Origin of the sequence: Marivita lacus (assembly GCF_014637725.1) — a bacterium.
GTDB lineage: Bacteria > Pseudomonadota > Alphaproteobacteria > Rhodobacterales > Rhodobacteraceae > Marivita > Marivita lacus.
In genome coordinates this window covers 196,368-221,427 of sequence record NZ_BMFC01000005.1, presented here as the reverse complement: position 1 = coordinate 221,427, position 25,060 = coordinate 196,368, and the positions used below count along the sequence as shown (strand labels likewise).

Here is a 25,060-nt window from a genome sequence, read left to right as displayed (position 1 = left end):
TTACTCCACCTGCGCCAGAACAAGCTGGCCGGGTGCTACGCGGTCGGGCGCCTTGGCCACGATCCGCGCGCCGGGGGGCAGGTCGCCGCGCAGGAACACGCGATTGCCGTCGCTGTGGATGACCTCGACCGCCGCAGGCAGGGTGCGGTCGCCTTCGGGCGTGTTTTCCAAGGTCATGACCGACCACGATCCGCGCGCACCTTCGCGCAGAGCGCTGAGCGGGGCCCAGAACCCGGGATCGTCAATGCTCTGGGTGCGGAGAAGTGCGACCGTGTCGTTTAGCACGGGCGCGGCACCCTCGGGCAGGGTCACAATGACCGACCTGCTGCGTGTGTTCGGGTCAAGATCCGGTCGGATCTGGCGCAGGGTGGCTTCCAGTTCCTCACCGCCCAACTCGACAATAACGCTGTCCCCTGCGACCAGCCCATTGGCCAATTCAGGCGGCAGGCCGACCCGGGCGCGGGCGGGCTCGGTGTCAAACAGGACCACAACGGTCTGGCCCGCTGCCGCCGTCTGTCCGGGATCGGCCATCCGCGCTCCGATGCGGGCGGGATACGGCGCTCTCAGCACCGACTTGTCCAACCGCACGTTAACCCCCGCGATCCGCGCGCGCATCACCGCCATCCCGGCCTCGGCCCGCGCCAGCGTCAGCCGGGCGTCGTCTTGCGCCGCGACCGAGCGAAAGCCCCGTTCCGTCAGCGCGTCATTGCGCGCCAGCGTCAGCCGGGCGAGTTCGGCATCTGCCGCAAGGGCGACCAGTTCCGCCTCCAGCGCCGCGCGTTCGGGGATGAGCGCGCTGGTGTCCAGTCGTGCCAGCACCGCGCCGCCTGCCACCACATCGCCTTCCTCGACCAGCACTTCGGCGATGCGCCCGCCCAACTCGAACCCCAGATCGGTCCGCGCTGCCGCTTCGATCTGGCCTGTGAACCGGCGGGTGACAGTGTAGCCCCGTGTCAGTTCCACCGACATGACGCCGACCGAGGTCCGTGGGGCCGCGACACCGGGGGCGGCATCGCCTTCGGCTGCGATCATGGAGAACCCTCCGATGACGGCTGCCGCGGCTGCCCCGCAGACCATGAGCGTCACCGTCACGGTCAGAGCCCGACCAAGCGCCTTTCGAAAACCTGATGTTGCACGCTGGGTCATGGATGGAAGACTCCGAGGAAGTTAGATGTTCTTACATAAGTTAGAATCACTCACTTTGGCAAGGGTATTCGACCTGCGGCGCGTGCCGCATCCTCGAACAGGCTGTCTTGCAAGTGGGTCCAAGGTGATCGTGCCCTCATACGACACGCCCCCGGTCCAGCCAGATCGCGTGAACCTCGGACCATTCAGGGGCTTTTGGCGCTAGATATCCGACCACTTTTCCGGTCGCGATACTCGGAAAAAGGCGCATCGCCTCAAGACGGGGACCCGCAGTCAGATACGCGCGCATGGCGTCCTTGTCGGTCCAGACCGAAAGCGTGTGATGAACGCCGTTGATGGTGCGCGCATCGGCGGAAATGTTGCCCGGAGCGTTGCGGGCTTGCGCCATGGACTTCATCGCATGCAACCAGAAGGTCGGAATGTGCCAGACCCGCCGCACCTGCAAGCCGGTGATCGAAACATAGACATCGTGCTGCATTGGACAGGCCTTTCAAGGTCAAGCATGGCCACCCCGCCCGCGGGATGCGGGCGAGCGGATTTGGGGCGGGACATGCCGCGGTGAGTTGCAGTTGGGGCGTGCAGAAACTTGTGCTCCGTTCCTGCCCTTGCAAACATATGTGAAAGGTGCTAACTTTCGTCAAGAAAAAAGTGAATGTCACTCACTTTACTGGAAGGCCCAACACCCATGTCCAATGACCCGGCCGCACCAAGCGTGACGCCCAAAGCCGCCTATCACCACGGTGATCTGCGCGCCCAACTGATCGCGGCCGTGCGGGACCTGGTCGAAACGCACGGCCCGGACGGGTTCTCCGTGGCCGAGGCCGCGCGCCGCGCCGGTGTCAGCTCTGCCGCGCCCTACAAGCATTTCAAGGATCGTCACGAGATCCTGCGGGGTGTCGTGAGTGAAGCGATGGACCGGTTGCGCGCCGCGATGGAAGCGGGGGCCGAGGCTCATGCCTACGGCTCTCTGGAGGCCGTCGCTGCCGTCGGTCAGGCCTATGTCGATTTCGCGAAGGACGAACCGGGAGTATTCCGGCTGGTCTTCGGCCTGACGGAAGGCCACGAAAACGCCCCCGACCTGTTGGCCAAGGGCGAAGGCTGTTTTGGTGTGGTTGTTCATGCCGTTGCCGCGCGCCTTGACCTGCCGCCTGCCGACCCGGATGTCCAGCGCCGCGCCTATATGCTGTGGTCCTTCGTGCATGGTCATTCGTTCCTGACCATCGACATGAAGCACAAGGTCGCCGCCGCCGAGATCGACGACTGGGACTATCTGATGACCATCAGCCACGCGATCCTTGCGCCGACTGGCTCTTGATCAGTTGCTTCTCGAGAATGGCGGGCCCAGAACGTCGCGTTGGCGGAGCCCCGTTTTCCTCAGCCATGGCCACGGCGGACTGAAGAAACGACTTCAGCAACCCTGTCCGACGTCGGAACGGCAACTACGACAAGCTGCACAAAACCGCGACAGGTCCAAATGATCCCCGCGTTGTCGGTGACTTTTTCAAAGACACTTGCTGTGGGCAAGGCTGGTCAGCCGGGCATGTTCGGAAAATATCTGTGACTGTCAGCTTTTCTGCCGCTCGACCTTTGGCATGAGTCAGCCTATGCTGCGCTGCAGCAAGAGAGGCCACATGAGTGTTCTGCTTATCATGGCCGCCTTGGCGCTTCTGATCGCAGGCGCCTGGCGCGGCATGTCCGTCATTGTTCTTGCGCCCGTGCTGGCAATGCTTGCGGCGGTCGTTTCTGGTGTTCCTGTCCTTGCAGGCTACACGCAGGTTTTCATGCAGGCGACGGGGGGCTTCATCGTTGCCTTCTTTCCCCTGTTCCTGCTGGGTGCGCTGTTCGGCAAAGTCATGGAGTCGTCTGGTGCAGCCTCGCGACTGGCTTCTGGCATTGCATCTGCACTCGGATCGAGCAAGGCGATCCTCGCCATTGTCCTTGCCTGTGCGCTGCTCACCTATGGTGGCGTGTCCCTTTTCGTGGTGGCATTCGCGGCATGGCCGCTTGCGCGGGCGCTGTTCGCGCAAACCGGGCTACCTGCGCGACTGATCCCCGCGACGATCGCGCTTGGGGCCTTCACGTTCACCATGACGGCGCTTCCCGGCACCCCGTCGATCCAGAACGCGATCCCGATGGCGACCTTCGGCACGACACCTTTTGCAGCACCGGGCCTCGGGCTGATTGCAGGCACCGTCATGCTCGGTTTAGGGCTCGCCTGGTTGCAGATACGAGCACGCACGATGGCTGGTGATGCCGGGCTCATGCAACAGGAGGCTGCACCGCCCGGCGAGGCGTTGCCGCTCTGGGTCGCGCTGGTGCCGATCCTTTCGGTTGGCGTGGTCACGCTGGTGATGGGCAATTTGATCCTGCCATCGTTGGACACCGCATACCTTGCGGACCCCGAATATGGCGCGACGGACCTGTCTCGGGTGCAAGGAGTGTGGTCGGTGATCACCGCGCTCGCCGTCGCATTGGCGCTGGCTCTGGTCCTGAGCCGCCCGCCACAGATGAAGCAGGTCCTGAACGCCGGTGCCGAGTCCGCGCTGCTGCCATTGTTCAATACCGCCAGCCTTGTGGGTTTCGGTGCCGTGATCGCCACCCTGCCCGGTTTTGAACTGTTGAAGATATGGCTTGAAGGGGTTTCTGGCGGTGATGTCGTGCTGTCTGCGGCCTTGTCAGCCGGAGCATTGGCCGGAATCACCGGCTCCGCCTCGGGCGGCATGTCGATCGCACTTGATGTGCTGGGTCCTTCGCTGAGCGCGCAGGCCGTGGCGCAAGGGGTCAGCCCGGAACTTTTGCACCGCGTCGTTGCCGTTGCGACCGGCGGCCTCGATACCCTGCCCCACAATGGAGCGGTCATAACGCTTCTGGCAATTTGCGGCATGACCCACCGTGAGGCTTATGGGGACATCTTTGTCGTCGCTGTTGTCATCCCGACGATAGCCTGCGCCCTCATCATCGGCCTCGGAATGCTGCTCGGCAGCTTTTGATGCGCACGTTCTGGCCGAGCTGGTGACCCAGGAGACCAACGCGCCCTATTTTCCCTTTGTCGACATGTATGCAACCAAGCTTGTGGTTTCCACAAACAAGATGCGCAAGAGTAAGGTCAGGTCGACTAAAGGGGAATAACGCGTTTTGTTTGAAGTCATCACCATCAGTTTTGCCTTCTTTTTCGGGTTGGTTGTCCGGCAGATCGGCTTGCCCCCGCTGGTTGGCTTTCTGGCTGCAGGCTTTGCCATCAACATCGCCGGCCCCACGCTGGGGATGCCGGAATATACCGGCGAAACCTTGGGGCATGTGGCGCATCTCGGTGTGCTGCTTTTGCTGTTCACGGTTGGCCTGAAGCTCAAGCTTGCACAGATCGCCCAACCGCAGGTTATCGGCGGTGCCTTGGTGCACTTCGCCATTTCGGTGGCTGTGTTCATGCCGGGGCTCAAGCTGTTCATGGGGCTCGACTGGAGCACTGCGCTTCTTCTCGCGATCGCCTTGTCCTTTTCCTCCACCGTGCTGGCTGCCAAATTACTGGAAACCAAACGGGAACTGGGCACATTTCATGGCCGCACCGCGATTGGCATCCTGATTGTGCAGGACATCGTCGCGCTGGTGGTGCTGGCCGTCTGGTCGGGCCAGACACCCAACATCTGGGCGCTTCTGATCTTCGGCGTGCCCTTGTTGCGCCCGGTGCTCCACCGGCTTCTGGATTTCGCCGGACATGATGAATTGCTTGTTCTGATGGGCATGCTGTTGTCGCTGGTCATCGGTGGCATGGGATTCGAGGCGATGGGGCTGTCGTCGGAAATCGGTGCCTTGGTGATGGGCGTTCTGTTGTCGACCCACACACGAGCCAAGGAGCTCGGTGCCTCGCTTTGGTCGCTCAAGGAGATTTTCCTTGTCGGGTTCTTTCTGCAAATCGGCCTGACGGGCCTGCCCGATTGGGGTGCGATGGTCTTTGCAGTGGCAGTCGGCATCGCACTCGCCCTGAAGGGGGTGCTGTTCTTTGCACTCATGGTGGCGTTCAAGCTGCGCGCGCGCAGCGCATTCCTGACTGCGCTCAGCCTGACGGCCTATTCCGAGTTTGGCCTGATCGTGGCGGCGGGTGTTCTGCCTGAGTTCCTCGTGCCGCTGGCGATTGCGGTGTCGATCTCTTTCGTGATCTCGGCCCCTCTGAACCGCTACGCACATCCCATCTACGAACGCCTCGAAGACAAGCTCCGCCAGTATGAACGGGACACGATCCACCCCGATGAACAGCCCAAAAACATGGGCGATGCGGATGTGTTGATCTTTGGAATGGGGCGCACGGGAAGCGCAGCCTACAGGGTCATCGAGGAACAAGGGCTCAAGGCGCTTGGTCTGGATGCCGACACCTATAAGGCCAGGGCTCATCACGAGGCAGGACGCAATGTCCTCTTCGCGGATGCCGAAGACAGCAATTTCTGGCGCAGTTGCAACCTTGGCCAGGTGAAAGCCGCGATCCTCGCGATGGACGATCTGGAGGCCAAGTTGATCGCGGCCCGCTCCTTGCGGCAACGTGGCTTTACCGGACCCATTGTCGCGCATGCCCTGCATGAGGCGCACCAGGACCAAATCCGGGAAGCCGGCGCCGACTACACCTATCTGACCATGAACCAGGCCGGGATCAGCCTTGCCGAGCAAACAGCAGAAGCGATGGTCAGGAATTCACCGGACCAGGCGCATTGAAGCGCTGCTGAAACAGGCTCGCGCCCGCCCATCGGTTTTTCCGAGGTACGACAAAGTGCATCTCGATTTGATTTCGAAGCTTTTTGCCAAACTGGCGATCCCGGGAGGACTCGAACCCCCAACATCCTGATTAGAAGTCAGGTGCTCTATCCAGTTGAGCTACGGGACCGCTGGTCACCGATTACGACAGGTCGCACGGGTCGTCAAAGGGTGATTGGAACAGGCGGCGGCGGCGCGGCGTTTTGATGGCACTGACGCCACCAAAAGGAGACTCTCATGTTACGCACCCTTGTCATCGCCGCCTCGACCGTGCTGCCCGCCCTACCCGTCGCCGCACAGGACATCGCCGCGGCGGATGTCGTCAATCGCGACGGTGACTCGATCGGCACTGTGTCCGTCAGCGCCCGCGCCTCCGGCACCGCGCTGGTCACCATCGCGCTGAACGACATTCCCGAAGGTGAACATGCCGTGCATCTGCACGAGACCGGCGATTGCTCGGCCGAGGATTTCACGTCGGCTGGGGGGCATATTGCCGGTGACCGGCCGCACGGAATCGATGCCGAGGGTGGACCGCATCCGGGCGATTTGCCCAATGTGATCGTTCAGGATGACGGCATCATCAATGCGCAATTCTTCAATCCGCATCTGGTGATGGTGGACATGATTCTTGACGAAGACGGATCGGCATTCGTCATGCATGAAGGCGCAGACGATTACGAAACCCAACCGGCCGGAGACGCCGGGGATCGCATCGCCTGCGGCGTGTTTGTCCAATCGGTGGATTAAGGTTGCCTAGACTTGGCGCGTCATGAACACGCTCAGCGGATCATCGACATAGTCGGCGAACGGCGCGCAGTAGGAAAAGCCGTGGCGTTCGTAGAGCCTGCGAGCAGGCGCAAACGGCTCTTCCGATCCGGTTTCGAGGCTGACGCGGGAGATGGCGAGCCCCGCAGCTTCGGCAAGGATATGCTGCACAAGCGCCGCGCCGACGCCCTTGCCCCGCGCTTCGGCGCGGGTGTGCATGGATTTCAACTCGCAATGCCCTGCCTCCAGCGGCTTGAAAGCCGCTATTCCGAGAATCACCTCATCCTCGCGCAGGGCGTAGACCTTGGCCCCTGTAGCGAAGAGGTCATCGGCGCTCATCACGTGGCAGCTTTCCGAAGGCGTCTGCGCCTGCATCATCTCAAAATGACGGGTGACCAGTTCGGCCACGTCCCATGTCGGCGCGACGACCGGGTCAATGCGGAACCGGGTTTTTGGTAAAGTCATGCTGAGCACTTTCCGCATCGCTTCGTGTTCGACATCAAAATCAACCGCTTGACTGTACGAAACCTGAGCCTTGAGTAAAGCTCTTGATCTGGCCGGTTGACTGTTCCGGCATGGGTTGATCCCTACCCCACCCGCTCCCAGAAGCCTGACTTGTGACCGGGAGCGCCTCTTCAATCCGAGGTGACGCCAGTCCAAGCTGGGCTACCAAAGCCCCATGGGATTCGATGACCGAGCTATGGAAACCTGACCAAGTGTCCAGGGAACCAGCAGCGGGCCACTGCATCATGGCCCATTTGCGGAGGACGTCGAGACTGCCCGCGCCAGCGAGACCCCGCCGCATGCCGAGCCGCGATTTCGCATTCGGGGCTGAGCGACGGACGACCGCGCGCAAATTGGCAGTCATCGACATTGTCGGCGCAAAGCCTCAACCAGATACCACTAAATCTTTGTATTCTCTGCGGCTTGCAGCCAAGAGCAGGGAGTGCGTCGCCCGGCAGATTGCAAGTTTTTTTTCATGCTATATATAAGCAATAACAACCTAAGGTGTTAGCCTGACCCGAAAGCCACCGTCGAAGTCGGCAAGCTTTCAAGTTCAGCTTTAGTGTCAGTTTCACAGTATCATTTTGCGATCAGCTTTAGGCTCAACCGCCTCTGGAGGCTCCGCTTCGCGAAAGGGTGAAGAATTGAATACAGTGACTGACATCCTGTTCCTGTCACACCCGGACCCGATGTGGGTCTACGATCTGGACACGCTGCGCTTTCTGGCTGTCAACAAGGCCGCCGTCGCAAAATACGGGTATTCCCACGACGAATTTCTTGCGATGACCATCGCCGATATCCGCCCGAGCGAAGACAAGTCCGCCTTGGTTGCCAATGTCGCGGCTGTCACCGAAGGCCGAGACGAAGCCGGGGTCTGGCGGCACCGGCTGAAGTCGGGCGAGATCATCCATGTCGACATCACCAGCCACACCATCGACCACGATGGGCATCGTGCGGAGCTGATCGCGGCGCGGGATGTGACGGAAAGGATCGCGTCTGAAGCGGCCCTTGCGCGGGCGAAACGGATGCTCGAGATCGCGGGTCATTCGGCAAAGTTCGGGGCCTGGCGCTATTGCGTCAAAAGAGACCGGGTGGAATGGTCTACCGAGACCGCCCGCATTCACGATGAGCCTGACGGGTTCTCTCCAGCGATTGCTGACGGCATTGCCTATTACATTCCGGAACACCGCGAGCGTGTCACGGCGCATTTCCGGGCGTGCCTTGACCATGGCACACCGTGGGACGACACCTTGCAGATCGTCACCGCCAAGGGGCGGAAGCTTTGGGTGCGATGTACCGGGGAGGCGGAGTACGACGAGTCCGGCAGGGTCGTCATCCTTCAGGGGTCTTTTCAGGACATTTCCGAACTGGTGACCGTGCGCAATCGGGCTGAGCAATCCGAAATGCTACTGGCGATTGCAGGCCGGGCGGTCAAGCTGGGTGGATGGCGTGTTGATCTCGCCAGTGAAAAGGTCATGTGGACGGACGGCGTCGCAGCCATTCACGAACTTCCGCCTGGAACGCCCCCGACACTCAAGGATGGCGCCGATTATTTTGCACCTGAAGAACGCGACTCGGCGCGGAAGGTCTTTCAGGACTGCGTCGAACACGGCATTCCGTTTGATGACATCCGCGATCTGATCACCGCAAAAGGAAATCGCGTTCAGGTTCGCTCCATCGGCGTGCCTGTGAAAGATGACACGGGCCAGATCGTTGCCGTGCAAGGCGCGATGCAGGACATCACCGAGTTGACGAGCGCCCGACGGGAAGCTTATGAGCTGAGCAGGCGTCTGGCCGAGACGCTGGAGAACATCGGCGATGCCTTTTTCACGCTCGACCGGGACTGGCGGTATACCTATCTCAATTCCAAGGCCGAAGAACTCATGAGACACTCACGGAGTGAGTTGATCGGCCGTCGGGTCATCGATGCATTTCCCGAGCTTGCGGGCAGCATTGCCGAAAGCGAATATGCCCGCGCCTTCGATAGCGGACAGACTGTTCGGTTCGAACAATTCTATGCCCCCTTTGAGCGCTCGTTTCGGATCAGCGCGCATCCGACACCAGACGGGTTGGCGGTCTATTTTTCCGACATCACCCAAGAATGTCGCCAGACCGAACAGTTGCGGTTGCTCGAGGCGGCCGTGGAGCAGATCAGCGATATCGTCATCATCACGGAAACCGTCACACAAGACGCGTTGGGCAACGCCAAAATCGTCTACGTCAACGATGCTTTCGAACGCATGACCGGGTTCACGCGCGACGAGGCCATCGGTCAAACTCCGAGCATGCTGCAAGGACCGAAGACCCAGCGATCCGAACTGGAGAGGATTCAAAAAGCCTTCGAGACCCATTCACCGGTGCGCGCCGAATTGATCAACTACACGAAGACCGGCCAGGAATACTGGCTCGAACTCGACATCGTGCCGCTTGAAAATGGGGAAGGACAGGTCACGCATTTCGTCGCGGTGCAGCGCGACATAACCGATCGCAAGCGCGGCGAGGACGCATTGCGCGTCTCAGAGGCACGGTTTCGCCTGATCGCCGACGCAACCGAAAACACCGTTTGGGACTGGGACATCGCCGAAGGGCGCTGGTGGTGGAGCGATGGAATGGCGCAGCAATTCGGCCATCATCCCGATCCCGCAGCCAAAGAGCCGACCCTGTGGCGGGAAAACGTGCACCCAGACGATCAGGCGCGTCTCGACGAGAACTTCGAGAAGCTGCTTCTGGGTGAGATCGACGCATCCCACGAGCGGTATGTTTTTCGACGGGCCGATGGCAGTTGGGCGCATGTGGAAGACCATGCCTTTCCGATCCGCGATAATGAAGGTCGTATCGTCAGGGTCATTGGAAGCATGGCGGATATCTCGGATCGTCTGGACATGGAGGAGCGCCTGCGCCAGTCCCAAAAACTGGAGGCCGTGGGTCAACTGACAGGCGGTGTTGCCCATGACTTCAACAACCTGCTGACGATCATCATGGGCAATACGGAAATGCTTCGGGACAGTCTTGAACAAGACAGTCCACTGCGGCGGTTTGCCGACGCGAGCGCTGTTGCGACGGATCGCGCGGCTGAACTGACCAATCGGCTGCTGGCGTTCTCGCGCAAACAGATGCTTCAACCTCAGGTGCTTGACGTCAACGCCGTGATTACCGACTTCGAGGACATTCTGCGCCGGACCTTGGGTGAGAATATCGACATCGAGATCGACCTCGCCAATGATATATGGCTGACAGAGATCGATCTTTCTCAGGCCGAAGCCGCCATTCTGAACCTTGCGATCAATGCGCGCGATGCGATGCAGGGTGGCGGGTCATTGACCATCGAGACAGCGAATGTGGTTCTCGACGAAGCCTATGTCTCGAGCGAACCCGATGTGCCTGCCGGGCACTACATCGTCATTGCGGTCAGTGACACCGGGCATGGCATTCCCAAGGATCAGATCACCCAGGTCTTCCAGCCGTTCTTCACGACGAAAGCTGTTGGCCAGGGAACGGGGCTTGGCTTGAGCATGGTGCACGGCTTCGTCAAACAGACCGGCGGTCATATCCGGATCTATTCCGAAGTGAACGAAGGCACGACCGTCAAACTGTATTTCCCCCGGTATGTCGGGGACCGGGAAGAGCAAGGCGCCACATCGCAAGACCGGCCCTTGCAACATGGGCAGGAGACCATTCTGGTGATCGAGGACGACGTCCTGATCTTGCAGCAGTTGATGGCGCAACTGACCGGGCTGGGGTACCGGGTTATTACGGCGTCGGCCGGCCCCCCGGCGCTGGACATCCTGCGTGCGAGAACGGATATCGACTTGCTTTTGACCGATGTGATCCTGCCCGGCGGAATGAATGGACGTCAGATTGCCGACGCCGCCCGTGTGATCCATCCGGACCTCAAGGTTCTTTTCACGTCGGGCTATTCGGAAAATGCGATTGTGCACCACGGACGGCTGGACTCCGATGTCAACTTTCTGGGCAAACCCTACCGCCGGTCCGAACTCGCCGCGAAGGTTCGGGAGGTCTTGGATATCTGACCAACAGCGTTCGAAAGCTCTTGAGCAGAATTGCCGAGCGGAACATGCATCGAGCCATCATGTCGTTGGAAACCGCCACCCCTGCGGAGCCCCGGCGCGTCATTCATACGCGTTGCCCAATCTGGATGGCATGGGATTTGTGCCGGTTGAGATGAAGGAAGCGGCGTCCGTGACAATGCTGCCCTCGTCAAAGAACTGGCCGGTGCGCTCCTCGCCATTGGCCGCGGGATCGCTGAAGTAGTCTCGCAACAGGCCAGAGTGGATGAAGAACAGATCCTCCCCTCGCTTCTCCAGCGCGAAGGAGCTGAGCACGCTTGGCGATCTTGCGATGACGCGTTGTGGGACTGTTGCGTTTTCGTGCCGTCCAGGTTTTCGTTCCTTCCACTTTCCGTTCCAAGGCGACCGGGCTTGTAAAGCCCAGTGCCGAATGGCGGCGGCGCGGATTGTTCTTCTTCAGGGCCGCAGGATAGCAGGCCAAATGACCGCAATACGCAGCAAGCTCTCTCGTCGCACGAACACCCCGTGCACAGATCGAGTGGAATGGCACGCTCACCGACTCAGCGTCCTGCCCGGCCTTCGGCCCGTGCTTGTTCACCGGATCGAATTGATCGAGCTTTCCAGAAGGTGCCGCGTGTAGGGCGATTCTGCCTTGGAACGGCGCATGTCCTCGACGGTCAGGACTTCTTCGAAGCGGCCTTCCTTCATCACGCCGATGCGTTCGCACAGATGACCGACGACACCCAGATCATGCGAGACCATGATATAAGTCAGCTTGTGTTCGCGGCGCAGATCGACCAGCAGGTTCAGGATTTCCGCCTGCACCGACACGTCCAGCGCCGAGGTCGGCTCGTCCAGGAGCAGGATCGACGGGCCGCAGGCCAGCGACCGGGCAATGGCGACGCGCTGGCGTTGACCACCCGAAAGCTGGTGCGGATAGCGAAACCGGAAGCCGGTACCAAGGCCCACGTCATCCAGCAATTGCGCGATGCGGGTGTCGACGTTCTGAACACCGTGCAGGCTCATCGCTTCGGACAACACACGGTCCACCGTCTGGCGCGGATGCAGCGACGCGTAGGGGTCCTGAAAGACCATCTGTACCTTGCTGTAAAAGGACTTGCTGCGCTTCGGACCAAGGGTTTCGCCCGCAACCGTCATTTCGCCCGACCATGTGGGAACCAGACCGGCAATAGCGCGCAGAATCGTCGATTTGCCCGACCCGCTTTCGCCCACAAGCCCGAAGCTTTCGCCATTGGCCACGTCGAAATTCACGTCGCGCACCGCAAAGGAGCGATCCGCGCCTGCGCCGAACCAGACGTTGAGGTTCTTGACCGTGACAGCATTCATTGACGGGCACTCACGGAGGGAGCCTCGCGCCACGCCGGATCACGCTTGAGCACCTCGAGGTGGTCGCGCGGGTGTTCGAGGTCGGGCACGGAATTGAGCAGGCCCAACGTGTAGGGGTGTTGCGCGTTGCGCAATTCACTGGCCTTGCAGGTCTCGACGATGCGACCGGCATACATGATGATGATGCGGTCGCAGAACTTGGCCACGAGGTTGAGGTCGTGGCTGATGAACATGAGCCCCATGCCACGGTCGCGGACCAATTTGTCGACGATGTCGAGCACCTGAAGCTGCACCGACACATCCAGCGCCGAGGTGGGTTCATCGGCGATCAGGATTTCCGGATTCGGCAGCAGCATCATGGCGATCATGATGCGCTGCCCCATGCCACCCGACACCTCGTGCGGATAGAGGTCGATCACCCGCTTGGGATCACGGATTGCCACTTCGTCGAGCACCTCCAGCGCACGCTGGCGGGCCTGGCTGCGCGACACGTTTTCATGCGCGCGCAACGCCTCGACCAGTTGCTGGCCCACGGTCATCACCGGGTTGAGCGAAAATTTCGGGTCCTGCATGATCATCGACACCCGCCCACCGCGCAGCTTGCGCATGCGCTTTTCCGGCAGTGACAGGATGTCTTCGCCATGCACGTCCAACCTGTCAGCCTCGATGAAGCCCGGTGGCCGGATCAAGCGCAGCACGGCACGGCCGGTCATCGACTTGCCGGAACCGCTTTCACCCACGATGCCAAGCCGTTCCTTGCCCAACGTGAACGAAATCCCGCGCACCGCGTCAAAGACACCGCTGCGCGTGCGGAACTTCACCCAGAGGTTTTCCACATCCAGAAGCGGCGCGTCGGTCATGAATTGTCCTCTTTCGGGTCAAGGACGTCGCGCATGCCGTCGCCCAGCAGGTTGAACGCGAGGCTGATGGCAAAGATCGCGATGCCGGGGATCGTGGCGACCCACCAGTAATCCAGGATGTACTGACGCCCGTCCGAGATCATCGCGCCCCATTCAGGGCTGGGCGGTTGCGCGCCAAGGCCAAGAAAGCCCAGCCCCGCCGCCGTCAGGATGATGCCCGCCATGTCCAGCGTCACGCGGATCACCAGTGACGAGATGCAGAGCGGCCAGATATGTTTCGTGACGATGCGGAACGGCCCCGCACCCTGAAGCTTGATCGCGTGGATATAGTCCGAATTGCGAATGGTCAGGGTTTCGGCCCGCGCGATCCGCGCATAGGGCGGCCACGCGGTGAGCGAGATCGCAAGCACCGCGTTTTCGATCCCCGCACCAAGTGCGGCCACAAAGGCCAGCGCGAGGATCAGGCGCGGGAAGGCCAGGAAGATGTCGGTGATACGCATCAGCACAATGTCGATCCAGCCGCCCGCGTAGCCCGACACCGTGCCCACGATCAGCCCCACCAGGGGCGCGACCATCACGACCAGCAGCACGATGTAGATCGAGATCCGCGCGCCATAGAGCAGCCGGGAATAGATGTCCCGCCCAAGGCTGTCGGTGCCGAAGAGATGCCCGCCTTCACCCGGCGCCAGAAGACGGTTCCCCAGATCCTGCGCAAAGGGATCATGCGTCGCGAGAAACGGCGCAAAGATGGCGCAGAGGATCAGGAACGTCAGCACGAACAGGCCCAGCATCGCCAGCGTGTTCGACCGCAGCGTCAGCCATCCCTTGTACCAAGACGCGTATTTCGCCTGTCGGCGGGAGGTCGGCTCTTCACTCAGGAGCCAGTCGCGCAAACCTTGCGATGTGCTCATTTGGACCTCGGATCGAAGAAACGGTAAAGCAGGTCGGAGAAGATGTTGATGCCGACGAAGATCGTGCCGATCACGATGGTGCCGCCCAGCACCGAATTCATGTCATTCGCCAGAAGCGAGGTGGTGATGTATTGGCCAAGTCCCGGCCAGGCAAAGATGATCTCGGTCAGGACGGACCCTTCGAGCAGGTTGGCATAGGCCAGCGCGATGACCGTCACCAGCTGGATGCGGATGTTGCGGAAGGCGTGGCCCCAGACCACCTGCCATTCACTCAGCCCCTTGACCCGCGCGGTGGTGACGTATTCCGACCCAAGCTGTTCCAGCATGAAGGACCGGGTCATGCGGCTGATATAGGCAAGGCTGTAATAGCCCAGCAGCGATGCGGGCAAGATGATATGCGAGAAGGCGTTGCGGAACACGGCCCATTCGCCGCGCAGCGCGCTGTCGATCAGGATCATGCCGGTGATGGGTTCGACGATACCCTGATAGAAGATACCCAAACGTCCCGGACCGGCGACCCAGCCAAGGATGCCGTAGAAGATCAAAAGGCCCACGAGGCCCAGCCAGAAGATCGGCATGGAATAGCCGATCAGCCCGACAAAACGCGCGAGCTGGTCGATCCAGCTGCCTTGCCGTACGGCGGCGATCACGCCCAGCGGCACACCCAGCAGAACGCCGATCAGTGTGCCAAGCGTCGCCAGCTCCAGCGTCGCGGGGAATACGCGGGCGATGTCTGTCGTCACTTCCTGCCCGGTGCGGATGGATGTGCCGAAATCGCCCTGCAACACATCGGTGACGTAGATCCAGAATTGCACCAGCAGCGGCTGATCCAATCCAAGCTCAATGAAGGTCTGGTCGTATTGTGCCTGTGTCGCCCGTTCACCGATCACCGCCAGAACAGGGTCGATCGGCATCACGCGACCGATCATGAAGGTCACGAACAGCAGGCCAAGGATCGTCGCAGCCACGGTCGCGACCGTGGCCAGGGATTTCCTGACCCAGATCGGGACGGGCGGCCCGAGCCGCCCGCCTGTCTGGTTGACGTTCTGGTCTGCCATCTACTTGGTGATGACCCAGTAGGAGACAGCTGTGGTCGCACCACCGGCCACGAAGTTCTCGACACTCGACTGCATGCCGTTCTGTTCGATCTGCTGGAACATCAGACCGAACGGGCTTGTCTGTTGATGCTCGCGCTGAAGTTCACGGTACATCTCGGCACGGGTCTCGGTGTCGTTTTCCACCACTGCGGCAAGTGTCTTTTCGCTCATCTCGGGGATGGCCCAGGCGTTGCGCCATGCCAGAAGCCCGGTGGCCCCCGCTTCGTCCGAATTGTCGGGGTTGAAGGCGAAGGTGCCCGCATTGGTGTTGGGGTCGGGGTAATCCGGGCCCCATGCGCCAAGATAGATGTCGTGTTCGCGGGCGCGATAGCGGTCCAGCGTCTGCGCGCCGGTGCCGACGATCAGTTCGATGTCACAGCCAAGCTGGCCCCACGTGTTCTGAAGCGACTGGGCGATGTCCATGCGTTCCTGCGCATCGCGGACCGAGATCTGGATCGGACCGCAGTCGGGATAGCCCGAGTCCGCCAGCGCCGCCTTTGCCGCGTCCATGTCGTAGGAGAACGGTGTTTCCCCCAGCGCGCCAAGGAAGGTGCGCGGCAGGAAGGCCTGGTGCACGGTATACTGGCCCTTGAGGAACGAGTTGGACATGCCTTCGTAATCGGCGGCGTATTTCAGCGCCTCGATCACCTTGGGATCGGACAGCATCTCGTTCTTCTGGTTGGCCGAGAAATACATCAGGCGACCACGCAGTTCATCGACGATCTTGACGCTGTCGACATCCGACAGGCCCGCCACGTCGACGGGCGACAGGTTGCGCGCCACATCGATATCGCCACGTTCCAACTGTAGGCGCTGGGTCGCACTTTCCTGGATGTGCTGCACGATCACCCGCTCCATCGCGGGGGTTTCGCCGCCATAGTTGGGGTTGAGGTCCATCAGCACGCTTTCGCTCGGCTTCCAGTCGACCACCTTGTAGGGGCCCGAACCCGCGGTGTTGGTGCGCAGCCATGCGTTCCCCATGTCACCATCGACCGCGTTGGCCATCACGGTTTCCATGTCGACGACCCCACCAATGGTCGCGGTCAGGCAGTTGAGGACGAAGGACACCGCGTAGGGTTTGTCCAGCGTCAGCACCAGCGTCTTGTCATCGGGGGCGACGATCGTCTGCTCGACGTTTTCGGGCGTGAAGCCGAACTGTGTCAGGATGAAGGACGGCGTCTTGTTCAACTGCACCGCGCGGCGCAGAGAGAACTCGGCATCCTTGGCCGTGACCGGGTTACCGGACGCGAAGGTGTGCCCCTCGGCCAACGTGAAAGTGATGGTCATGCCGTCATCGGAGATTTCCCAGCTTTCGGCCAATTGCGGCTGGTAGCCAGCATCGAGGTCGAGCGGATCGAAGTTGACCAGCTTCTGGTAGACGTTCCGGCTGACATCGGCGCCTGCGAATTCAAAGCTTTCGGCTGGATCGAAGGTCTTGATGTCGTCGATCCGATTGGCGATCACCAGCATGTTGGGCGGTGTTTGCGCAGCGCCGGGCGCGGCGATGCCAACGGCAAGAAGTGACGCAACCGCAGCTGCAACGAATGATGTTTTCATGGCGTTAAGTCCCCTTTCAGGTTTTCTTATTCGCCCCACGTTTGCCGCAGGACACGCAGCCAGTTCCCATGCGTGATCTTGGCCAAAAGACCGTCGTCCACCCCATGAGAACGCAAAGCGGTGAGCAGTTTGGGCAAACCCGCGCAATCCCCGATCTGATCCGGGACAAGCGCACCGTCAAAGTCGGACCCAAGGCCGACCCGATCCTCACCAACGCTACTGACCAGATGGTCGAAGTGTCGGAGCATGATGTCAAGCTCAAACTCGGAGTCCATCCGCCCGTCGGGCCGCAGGAAGGCGCTGGCGAAGTTGATGCCGACCATTCCATCGCTGTCGCGGATCATCGCCAATTGCCGGTCCGTGAGGTTGCGCGAATGCGGGCAGACCGCCCAGGCGTTGGAGTGTGTCGCAACCAGCGGCGCGTCGGTGATCCGGGCCACGTCCTCGACCCCCTTGGCATTCAGGTGGGACAGGTCGACCAGGATTTTCAGCCGGTTGCATTCGCGGATCAACGCCTTGCCTGCGTCCGTCAGACCCGGCCCCGTGTCGGGATCGGAGGGGTAGCGAAAGGGCACGCCATGCCCCCAGACCGTGTCGCGGCTCCAGACCGGGCCAAGCGACCGCAGCCCGCGCGCGTGCCACGTGTTCAGCTTTGCAAATTCGCGGTCGATCGCCTCGGCGCCTTCGATGTGAATGACGGCGGCCATTTCTTCGGCGGGCAGTGCGGCCGCGACCGCAGTTGCGGTTCGGCAAATGCGGATTGCTCCAGCTGCCTCCAGGTCGTCCATCGCGTCGAACCCGCGATCGGTCCAGTCGGTCGCTTCTATCTCGGAGACCTGGTCTGGCAAGGCGATGTCGTACGGCGGATTGCGCATCTCGTCATGCCGCACGGCCTTGTCGCCGGGGCTGGGCACGAAAATCGCGAACATGCCGCCACCGAACCCGCCTTTCTGCGCACGTGGCTTGTCGATATGCCCGTCCGAAAGTCCGGTGGCCACGGCGTCAGCGGTCACGTCCCCGCGCAGCAGGCGAAGGACCAGGTCATTATGGCCGTCAAAGACGGGAAAGTCGGTCATGGTATCTCCAGTTTCTGTTGGTCGCCGAAAAAACGAGCACATAACCTGACAAACCGAATGGCGACACATGCGTCGGTGCGCCGGGACAAATCCGGTTAAGCCGCGGTTTCAGGCGGGTCAGGTTGACGGGGTCAGAGTGATCATTCCCTGAACTTCGGCCAAGTCGAACCACACCGCAATCGGAATTCCGGCCAACGGTGATGTCAAGGCACGCGCGTCGATGTCGGTCAAAACGTGGCGCGCCGTCGCGGCAGCCGTTCTCGAGGACGCGGACGCAGTGCGTCATACGCCGCTCTCTAACACAGAACGTTTCACCGCGCTGCAATCGGGCGAGATCGACATGCTTTACCACAGAGGGCATCGTCAGGTGGTTGCGCGCTCCTTTGCGTTGTCGCGCAAAATTTCGTAGGTGGTGAACTCACACATCGCGGACAAAGCAGGCTTTCGATTCAGCTGCACCCATGTCCGCCTCACCCGAGTTGTGTCGAAAGCCCCGGTCCATGCCATCCAGTGCTTGGGTTGTCGGCCACGGCCAATACTTCGGAAGATTGCCTGCCGTCCTGTTTTCCGAGGACCGCAACTGGGGTGTTGCCATCTCTGAAGCCGCCAATTACATACCGACCGACGGTTTGTAATTGGACTTCACCATGGAACTTGGCAACGGGTCGAAGGCGGCTCGGAAAAGGATGGCACCTGAAGATCGCCGCGAGGCCATCCTCAATGCGGCTCAGGCTCTGTTCATGGAACGCGGCTGGGAAGCGGTGACGATTGCCGATGTGCTGGAGGCGGCCGGGATCTCCAAGGGCGGTTTCTATCACCACTTCACGGCCAAGGAGGATCTGCTGACCGGTATCGTCGTCCGGATGACCCAACAGGTGATCATCGTAGCGGAGACGGCTCGCCGCGAGGCTTCGGGGGATGCCTTGGCCAGGCTGAACGCGTTCATGGCGGGTTCGGTGTCGTGGAAGGCCGAGAATACCGCCGAGATGCGCTTTTTCACGAACGTTCTCGCGAAGCCCGGCAACGACATTCTGTATCGTCGCATTTTTGACGCGACGGCGGTGGCGGTCGTGCCCGTGCTGGAAGACCTCGTCGCCGAGGGCATCGAGGATGGCACGTTCGACGTGACCGATACCCGAGTAACGGCCGAGGTGATCGTCGGACTGTCGCATGGGCGGCGACAAGTTCTCGAAGACGCAGTCGTTCGCGCGTCCTCTGGCGATCTGGATGAGGCAGCGCGGCTTCTCGACGACCGGATGCGGGCAGAAGGGGCGATCTGTGACAGGCTGCTGTGTCTGCCGCAGGGTAGCGTTCTGTTGTCCAGCCCACAGGATCATCGCCGGATGCTGATCGGCCTGACGACACCCGATCGCGCCAACGAACAAGCGGACGCGATGTGCCGCCACAAGGATCAATGACATGACAGACGAGACCGGAACATTGTCCTTTCAGGACGACAAGGGCGCATCACGCGCGACATGGATCGCGGGCGCGTTGGTAGTTGCAATCGTCGGCTGGATGGGCAGCGGCTATATTCTGCCGTCGGGCGACGAAGACGCGACGGAAGTTTCGGAACCGCGTGTCGCCGCGGTCGCCGTGGCCGTCGAGCAATCGTCCGTCGACCCGGTGACGCTTTACTTTCAGGCCGAGGGACAGGCTCAGCCGGATCGGGATACGTCGATCCGGGCCGAGGCGTCCGGCGATGTGGCCGAAGTTCTGGTATCGAAGGGCGAGGATGTCCCCGAGGGTGCCGTGATCGCCCGATTGGCTACAACCCGCGCCGAGGCCGACCTGTCCCGTGCCCGCGAAGAGTTGGCCCGCGCGCAGCGTGAATTCGATAACGCATTGGAGCTTTTGGAACGCGGCGTCGCGACGGCGGACCGCGTCAGCGAAGCGCGCGCCGATTTGGCTTCTGCCGAGGCTTCTATGGCAGGGGCAGAGGAAAGCCGGGAATCCTTGGAGATCATTGCCCCCTTCGCCGGGCGGGTCGAGACGCTGACGCTTGATCCGGGTGAGTTCGTGCAGGCTGGGGCCGAGGTCGGACGCATCGTAGACAACCGCCCCCTGACCGTCGCCATTCAGGTACCGCAACAAGCGCTGAACCGGATCAAGAACGGCCAGACAGCGACGATCAATTTCATCACCGGAGAGGAACGAGAGGGCACAGTCAGCTTCGTCGGCACGTCGGCCAATGCCGAGACGCGCACGTTCCTGGCCGAGATTGCCGTGCCGAACGAGGACGGAGCGATCCCCGCGGGCATCTCGGCCGAGATCCGTATCCCGACGGGTGAGGCGCAGGCGCATTTCGTGCGACCTTCGACCGTCTCGCTTTCGCCCGAGGGTCGCTTGGGCGTAAAGACGGTCGACGCCGAGGATCGCGTCGTCTTCACCCCGATCGAGATCGTGCGCGCTGAAATCGATGGTATCTGGGTCACCGGTCTGCCCGACACTGCCCGGATCATCACCGTGGGCCAGGGCTTCGTGAACGCGGGCGAGATCGTCGCACCGTCTCCTGTAAAAGCGTCCAACGTCACGGAGACGAACCAATGAACACGCTCATCGACGCCGCATTCTCACGCAGCCGTGTCGTGATGATGGCTCTTCTGATGATCCTGAGCGTAGGGGCTGTCGCCTATGTCTCTATTCCGAAGGAGGCCAATCCAGAGGTGCCTCTGCCGCTGGTTTATGTCTCGACTGGACTGGAAGGGATCAGCCCGACCGATGCCGAACGCCTGTTGATCGAGCCGATGGAGACGGAATTCGCGGCGCTGACAGGGCTGGACAAGATGACCAGCAGCGCCGGCGAAGGCTATGCCAACGTCCAGCTCGAATTCACGCCTGGCGGCGACATCGACGAGGCGCTCGACAAGGTGCGCGAGGCCGCCGACCGGATCGAGGGCGATCTGCCCGAAGACGCCTATGACCTGTCGATCACCGAGATCAACACCGCACTGTTCCCGATCATCACGGCCATCGTGTCGGGCCCCGTACCCGAGCGCACGCTGAACGCGCTTGCCGACGATGCGCAGGAAGCCATAGAGGGCATTCCCGGCGTGCTGGAGGTAGATATCGGCGGGTCGCGTGACGAATTCCTGGAAGTGCTGATCGACCCGACGGTGTTCCAGACCTACAACCTCAGCTTCGACGAATTGATCGGCCAGCTCCAGCGCAATAACCGCTTGATCGCCGCGGGTGCCATCGAAACTGGTGGCGGGCGCGTGGTGCTCAAGGTGCCTGGCCTGATCGAGGATCTTCAGGATGTCATGGACATCCCCGTGAAGGTGCGTGGCGACACCGTGGTCACGTTCGAGGATGTCGCAACGATCCGGCGCGCCTTTCAGGACCCGACCGGCTTCGCAAGGATCGAGGGCCAGCCCGCGCTGGCGCTCGAGGTCAAGAAACGGTCCGGCGCCAATATCATCGACACCGTGGCCGGAGCCAAGTCTGCGTTGGAAGACCTGCGCGCAGACTGGCCCGACAGCGTCGAGGTTACGTATCTTCAGGACCAGTCCGAACAGGTCGAAACGCTGCTGTCGGACCTGGAGGCAAACGTGATTGCCGCCGTGATTCTCGTGATGATCGTCATCATCTTCGCTCTGGGGGTGCGTTCGGCGATCCTGGTTGGTCTCGCCATACCGGGTGCGTTCCTCGCGGGCGTGACAGCCCTCTGGGCCATGGGCTTCACGATGAACATCGTCGTGCTGTTCTCCCTGATCCTGGTGGTCGGCATGCTGGTGGACGGCGCCATCGTCACGACCGAACTGGCCGACCGGCGCTTGCAGGAAGGCGCAACTCCGCGCGACGCCTACGCTTTTGCCGCCAAGCGGATGTCATGGCCCATCATCTCGTCCACGGCCACGACCCTGTCGGTGTTCTTCCCGTTGCTATTCTGGACCGGAATGGTCGGCGAGTTCATGAAGTTCCTGCCGATCACCGTGATCCTGACGCTCTTCGCGTCTCTCTTCATGGCGCTGATCTTCATTCCCGTTCTGGGCGGGTTGATCGGCAAGCGACAGCCGCAGACCGCAAAAGCCAAGCGTGCGCTGCACGAGGCCGAAACGGGTGATCCACGAAGGATCGGAGGATTGACCGGCGCCTACGTGCGCCTGCTGGAATGGGCGATCCTGCGACCTGGCGCTACCGCCATGCTCGCGCTTGCGCTGCTGTTGGGGGGCTTCGGCCTGTACGGCCAGCTTGGCAAGGGCGTGACGTTCTTCCCGTCCGTCGAGCCCGAGTTCATGCAGGTGCAGGTCCGCGCGCGCGACAACTTTTCGATCTACGAGCGCGACGCGCTGGTGCGGCAGGTCGAAGAGCGTCTGCTTGGTTTCGATGAAGTTGCCACCGTCTACGCCCGCTCGACCATGAGCGCGGGACAGGGCGACGAGGAAATTATCGGCACCTTGCAGTTGGAGCTGATCGACTGGGATACGCGCCGGACCGCCGCGCAGATCGGAGCCGACATCCGGGACAGCGTGTCCAACATCGCCGGGATCGACGTGCAGGTGCAGACTGAAAGCGGCGGCCCGACCAGCGGCAAGCCGGTGAACCTCCAAATCGCGGCGCGCAATCCGGCGGTGCAGGCCGAAGCGGTCGATCAGGTGCTGGGGATCATGGAACGCATCGGCGGCTTCACCGATGTCACCGACACCCGCCCCCTTCCGGGCGTCGAGGTCTCGATTCTCGTCAACCGGGCCGAAGCCGCGCGCTACGGTGCGGATGTCAGCCTGCTGGGCCAAGCCGTGCAGCTTCTGACTCAAGGCATCGCCGTCGCCGATTACCGCCCCAGCGACGCAGATGGCGAGCTCGACATCCGCGTGCGCTTCCCGGCCGAGGAACGATCGCTGTCCGCGCTCGGCAACCTGCGGGTGCCGACCAGCGCCGGGCTGGTCCCAATCTCGAACTTCGTCACCTTTGCGCCAAGCGAACGCACCGGCACGATCACCCGGATCGACGAGGCCCGCGTCGTGTCGGTCGAGGCCAATGTCGCGCCGCCCCTTCTGGTCAACGATCAGGTCACGGCGCTGCAATCCGCACTGGAGGCGGCCGACTTACCCGACGGCGTTAGCTACAGTTTCGCGGGCGAGGCCGAAGATCAGGCGGAGACCATGATCTTCCTCGCCGGCGCCTTCGCCGCCGCGATCTTCCTGATGCTCGTCATCCTGGTCCTGCAATTCAACAATTTCTACCAGGCCTTCGTGGTGATGAGCGCCATCGTCTTCTCGATCGCGGGCGTGCTGCTGGGCCTGATCATCACAGGACGTCCCTTCGGCATCGTGATGGGCGGCATCGGGGTCATCGCGCTGGCGGGGATCGTGGTGAACAACAATATCGTGCTGATCGACACCTACAACGACCTGAAGCGATCAGGCTTGCCTGCGCGCGAGGCCGCGCTCCGCACAGGCGCACAACGCCTGCGGCCCGTCATGCTGACATCCATCACGACGGCGCTCGGCCTCATGCCGATGGTCCTGGGTGCGAACCTGAACTTCTTCACCCGCGACATCGTCTTCGGCGCGCCGTCCACGCAATACTGGACCGAACTCTCCAGTGCTATCGTCGGCGGGCTGGTGGTCGCCACATTGCTCACCCTGATCCTGACCCCTGCGATGCTGATGCTGGGCGAGAAACGACAAAAAGAGTCCCTGCCGCTCGTCAGCACAGTGCCGGAGCCGACCAAAACCTGAATTCGGATCGCGGGCGTTCGTTCATCCTGCGACATTTGGCAGAACGGGATCTAGCCGCCATAACCAGCCGCAGACGGAACCGATCCCGTGATTGAGTGTTGATAAGCATGAGTTCAGTCAACCCCAGCCGGCGGTCGGTTTCGCTGGTGGTCATCCTCGTCACGCTCCTGTTCCTGCTCATCATCGCGCCGGACGTCTTGCTGGTTGTCTTCGCAGGCTTGCTGATCGCGGTCCTGCTCGACGGCGGCGGCACCTTCATTGCGCGGCACGTCGGATTGGCGCGGGGATGGGGCATCGGCATCTTCATCTTGCTGATGATCGGCGTGCTCGCAGCAGCCGTGATGGCTTTTGCACCTGCGGCCGTCTCGCAATTCAACCAGTTGACCGAGGAGATCCCATCCGCGATCGAGGAGTTGCGCGGGAGGATCGAGGAGTTCGCGTGGGGCGAGCGGCTTCTGGAGAGCGCAAATCCAGCAGGGCTGGTGTCGGGTGAAGGCGGCAAGGCTGCCGCGACTGCCGTGACCAGCACCTTCGGCGCGCTCGGCAACTTCATCATCATTCTGTTCATCGGCCTTTACGGCGCGCTTGACCCTGACTGTTACCGCCGCGGGCTCATCGCGCTCCTTGCGCCGTCTATCCGCAAGCGGGGCAACCAGGTGCTCGGCAAGGCGGGGTTGACCGTACAGAAATGGCTGATCGCCCAGCTGATGGCGATGAGCGTGGTCGGCTTGCTCACCTCGTTTGGTCTCTGGCTGCTCGGCATTCCACTGGCCTTCATTCTTGGCCTCATCGCGGCTCTGCTGGCCTTCATCCCGAACATCGGCCCGGTACTCGCCGCCGTACCTGCGATCCTTCTGGCTCTTCCGGAGGGAGGCACTACCGTTCTTCTGGTGATCCTCGTCTACCTGTCAGTGCAGACGCTCGAGAGCTATTTCATCACGCCGTTGATTCAGCAGGAGCGGGTGTCATTGTCTCCGGTCCTCATAATTTCCATGCAGCTCCTGCTGGGCGTGCTCTTTGGCCTCTTGGGCCTCGCTCTCGCTACCCCGCTCGCCGCGGTTGGGATGACGCTGGTCCGCGAAGTATATGTCGGTGATTACCTCGAGCGTGAGGACGAGACGATTGTCGGCGCAGGGCAACTGCGACCCTGACGCGCATTGCGGGAAGGCTGTATCTTGACGTTGGTGCGCAGGCGGTGCTGGTGTCCACACGCCCAAATCAGCTGGACTGCACCTACATCGAGGGCGACGAGGACATCGGCCGCGGTCTTCCAAGAACACACAAGGTGCGCGTTGATGGTCTCAGAGCTCCATCGGTCTGGCCTCGGTGCAGGCATGCCGCGACG

General features: G+C 61.6%; 20 protein-coding genes and 1 tRNA gene. 10 read left to right on the top strand and 11 right to left on the bottom strand.

Annotated elements, in window-relative coordinates:
* Both IEV82_RS12470 and IEV82_RS12465 read right to left on the bottom strand, forming a co-directional pair.
* Positions 1-1,146, bottom strand: a complete 1,146-nt coding sequence (locus IEV82_RS12470; RefSeq protein ID WP_188482351.1) for an efflux RND transporter periplasmic adaptor subunit — start codon at positions 1,144-1,146, stop codon at positions 1-3.
* Positions 1,147-1,282: 136 nt separating this feature from the next.
* Positions 1,283-1,624 (bottom strand): hypothetical protein, encoded by a 342-nt coding sequence (locus tag IEV82_RS12465; protein ID WP_188482350.1) that lies wholly within the window; start codon positions 1,622-1,624, stop codon positions 1,283-1,285.
* A gap of 207 nt (positions 1,625-1,831) precedes the next feature.
* Between IEV82_RS12465 and IEV82_RS12460 the strand changes: the two genes are divergently transcribed.
* From IEV82_RS12460 to IEV82_RS12450, 3 genes are all read left to right on the top strand, one after another.
* Positions 1,832-2,461 carry a TetR/AcrR family transcriptional regulator gene (locus tag IEV82_RS12460; RefSeq protein WP_188482349.1) on the top strand — a complete coding sequence of 210 codons (630 nt, stop codon included), beginning with the start codon at positions 1,832-1,834 and terminating at the stop codon, positions 2,459-2,461.
* A 316-nt stretch (positions 2,462-2,777) separates the two neighbouring features.
* Positions 2,778-4,136 carry a GntP family permease gene (locus IEV82_RS12455; protein WP_188482348.1) on the top strand — a complete coding sequence of 453 codons (1,359 nt, stop codon included), beginning with the start codon at positions 2,778-2,780 and terminating at the stop codon, positions 4,134-4,136.
* Positions 4,137-4,281: 145 nt separating this feature from the next.
* Positions 4,282-5,847 carry a cation:proton antiporter domain-containing protein gene (locus IEV82_RS12450; RefSeq protein ID WP_188482347.1) on the top strand — a complete coding sequence of 522 codons (1,566 nt, stop codon included), beginning with the start codon at positions 4,282-4,284 and terminating at the stop codon, positions 5,845-5,847.
* A gap of 92 nt (positions 5,848-5,939) precedes the next feature.
* Here the strand turns inward: IEV82_RS12450 and IEV82_RS12445 are convergent.
* Positions 5,940-6,016, bottom strand: a tRNA-Arg gene (locus IEV82_RS12445).
* Positions 6,017-6,123: 107 nt separating this feature from the next.
* Between IEV82_RS12445 and IEV82_RS12440 the strand changes: the two genes are divergently transcribed.
* Positions 6,124-6,633, top strand: a complete 510-nt coding sequence (locus IEV82_RS12440; protein ID WP_188482346.1) for a superoxide dismutase family protein — start codon at positions 6,124-6,126, stop codon at positions 6,631-6,633.
* A 6-nt stretch (positions 6,634-6,639) separates the two neighbouring features.
* On the opposite strand, the gene IEV82_RS12435 is transcribed toward IEV82_RS12440, so the two are convergent.
* The gene (locus IEV82_RS12435) at positions 6,640-7,116 is read right to left on the bottom strand and encodes a GNAT family N-acetyltransferase (RefSeq protein WP_188482345.1); all 477 of its coding nucleotides are present in this window, start codon (positions 7,114-7,116) and stop codon (positions 6,640-6,642) included.
* A gap of 692 nt (positions 7,117-7,808) precedes the next feature.
* Between IEV82_RS12435 and IEV82_RS12430 the strand changes: the two genes are divergently transcribed.
* Positions 7,809-11,186 carry a PAS domain S-box protein gene (locus IEV82_RS12430; protein WP_229747780.1) on the top strand — a complete coding sequence of 1,126 codons (3,378 nt, stop codon included), beginning with the start codon at positions 7,809-7,811 and terminating at the stop codon, positions 11,184-11,186.
* Between the two features lie 99 nt (positions 11,187-11,285).
* Here IEV82_RS12430 and IEV82_RS12425 read toward each other — a convergent pair whose 3' ends face one another.
* The 7 genes from IEV82_RS12425 to IEV82_RS12395 all read right to left on the bottom strand — a co-directional run bounded on the left by IEV82_RS12425 (position 11,286) and on the right by IEV82_RS12395 (position 18,031).
* Positions 11,286-11,498 carry a hypothetical protein gene (locus IEV82_RS12425; protein WP_188482343.1) on the bottom strand — a complete coding sequence of 71 codons (213 nt, stop codon included), beginning with the start codon at positions 11,496-11,498 and terminating at the stop codon, positions 11,286-11,288.
* 279 nt (positions 11,499-11,777) lie between these two features.
* Positions 11,778-12,530 (bottom strand): ABC transporter ATP-binding protein, encoded by a 753-nt coding sequence (locus tag IEV82_RS12420; RefSeq protein ID WP_188482342.1) that lies wholly within the window; start codon positions 12,528-12,530, stop codon positions 11,778-11,780.
* Positions 12,527-13,390, bottom strand: a complete 864-nt coding sequence (locus IEV82_RS12415) for an ABC transporter ATP-binding protein (protein WP_188482341.1) — start codon at positions 13,388-13,390, stop codon at positions 12,527-12,529. The genes IEV82_RS12420 and IEV82_RS12415 overlap by 4 nt, the downstream gene beginning before the upstream one ends.
* A complete protein-coding gene (locus IEV82_RS12410; protein WP_188482340.1) occupies positions 13,387-14,301 on the bottom strand; it encodes an ABC transporter permease in 915 nt (304 codons plus the stop codon). Before IEV82_RS12410 ends, IEV82_RS12415 begins: the two co-directional genes overlap by 4 nt.
* Positions 14,298-15,359 (bottom strand): ABC transporter permease, encoded by a 1,062-nt coding sequence (locus tag IEV82_RS12405; protein WP_188482339.1) that lies wholly within the window; start codon positions 15,357-15,359, stop codon positions 14,298-14,300. The genes IEV82_RS12410 and IEV82_RS12405 overlap by 4 nt, the downstream gene beginning before the upstream one ends.
* A complete protein-coding gene (locus IEV82_RS12400) occupies positions 15,360-16,955 on the bottom strand; it encodes an ABC transporter substrate-binding protein (protein WP_188482338.1) in 1,596 nt (531 codons plus the stop codon). It abuts the gene before it with no gap.
* 26 nt (positions 16,956-16,981) lie between these two features.
* Positions 16,982-18,031 carry a dipeptidase gene (locus IEV82_RS12395; RefSeq protein ID WP_188482337.1) on the bottom strand — a complete coding sequence of 350 codons (1,050 nt, stop codon included), beginning with the start codon at positions 18,029-18,031 and terminating at the stop codon, positions 16,982-16,984.
* Positions 18,032-18,251: 220 nt separating this feature from the next.
* On the opposite strand from IEV82_RS12395, the gene IEV82_RS24005 reads away from it, so the two are divergent.
* From IEV82_RS24005 to IEV82_RS12375, 5 genes are all read left to right on the top strand, one after another.
* Positions 18,252-18,440, top strand: a complete 189-nt coding sequence (locus IEV82_RS24005; RefSeq protein WP_373285216.1) for a hypothetical protein — start codon at positions 18,252-18,254, stop codon at positions 18,438-18,440.
* A 277-nt stretch (positions 18,441-18,717) separates the two neighbouring features.
* Positions 18,718-19,449: a TetR/AcrR family transcriptional regulator gene (locus IEV82_RS12390; protein WP_188482336.1), complete on the top strand. Its 732-nt coding sequence runs from the start codon at positions 18,718-18,720 to the stop codon at positions 19,447-19,449.
* 1 nt (position 19,450) lies between these two features.
* The gene (locus IEV82_RS12385; RefSeq protein WP_188482335.1) at positions 19,451-20,581 is read left to right on the top strand and encodes an efflux RND transporter periplasmic adaptor subunit; all 1,131 of its coding nucleotides are present in this window, start codon (positions 19,451-19,453) and stop codon (positions 20,579-20,581) included.
* The gene (locus tag IEV82_RS12380) at positions 20,578-23,715 is read left to right on the top strand and encodes an efflux RND transporter permease subunit (protein WP_188482334.1); all 3,138 of its coding nucleotides are present in this window, start codon (positions 20,578-20,580) and stop codon (positions 23,713-23,715) included. The genes IEV82_RS12385 and IEV82_RS12380 overlap by 4 nt, the downstream gene beginning before the upstream one ends.
* Positions 23,716-23,822: 107 nt before the next feature.
* Positions 23,823-24,866 carry an AI-2E family transporter gene (locus IEV82_RS12375; RefSeq protein WP_188482333.1) on the top strand — a complete coding sequence of 348 codons (1,044 nt, stop codon included), beginning with the start codon at positions 23,823-23,825 and terminating at the stop codon, positions 24,864-24,866.
* Positions 24,867-25,060: the final 194 nt, after the last annotated feature.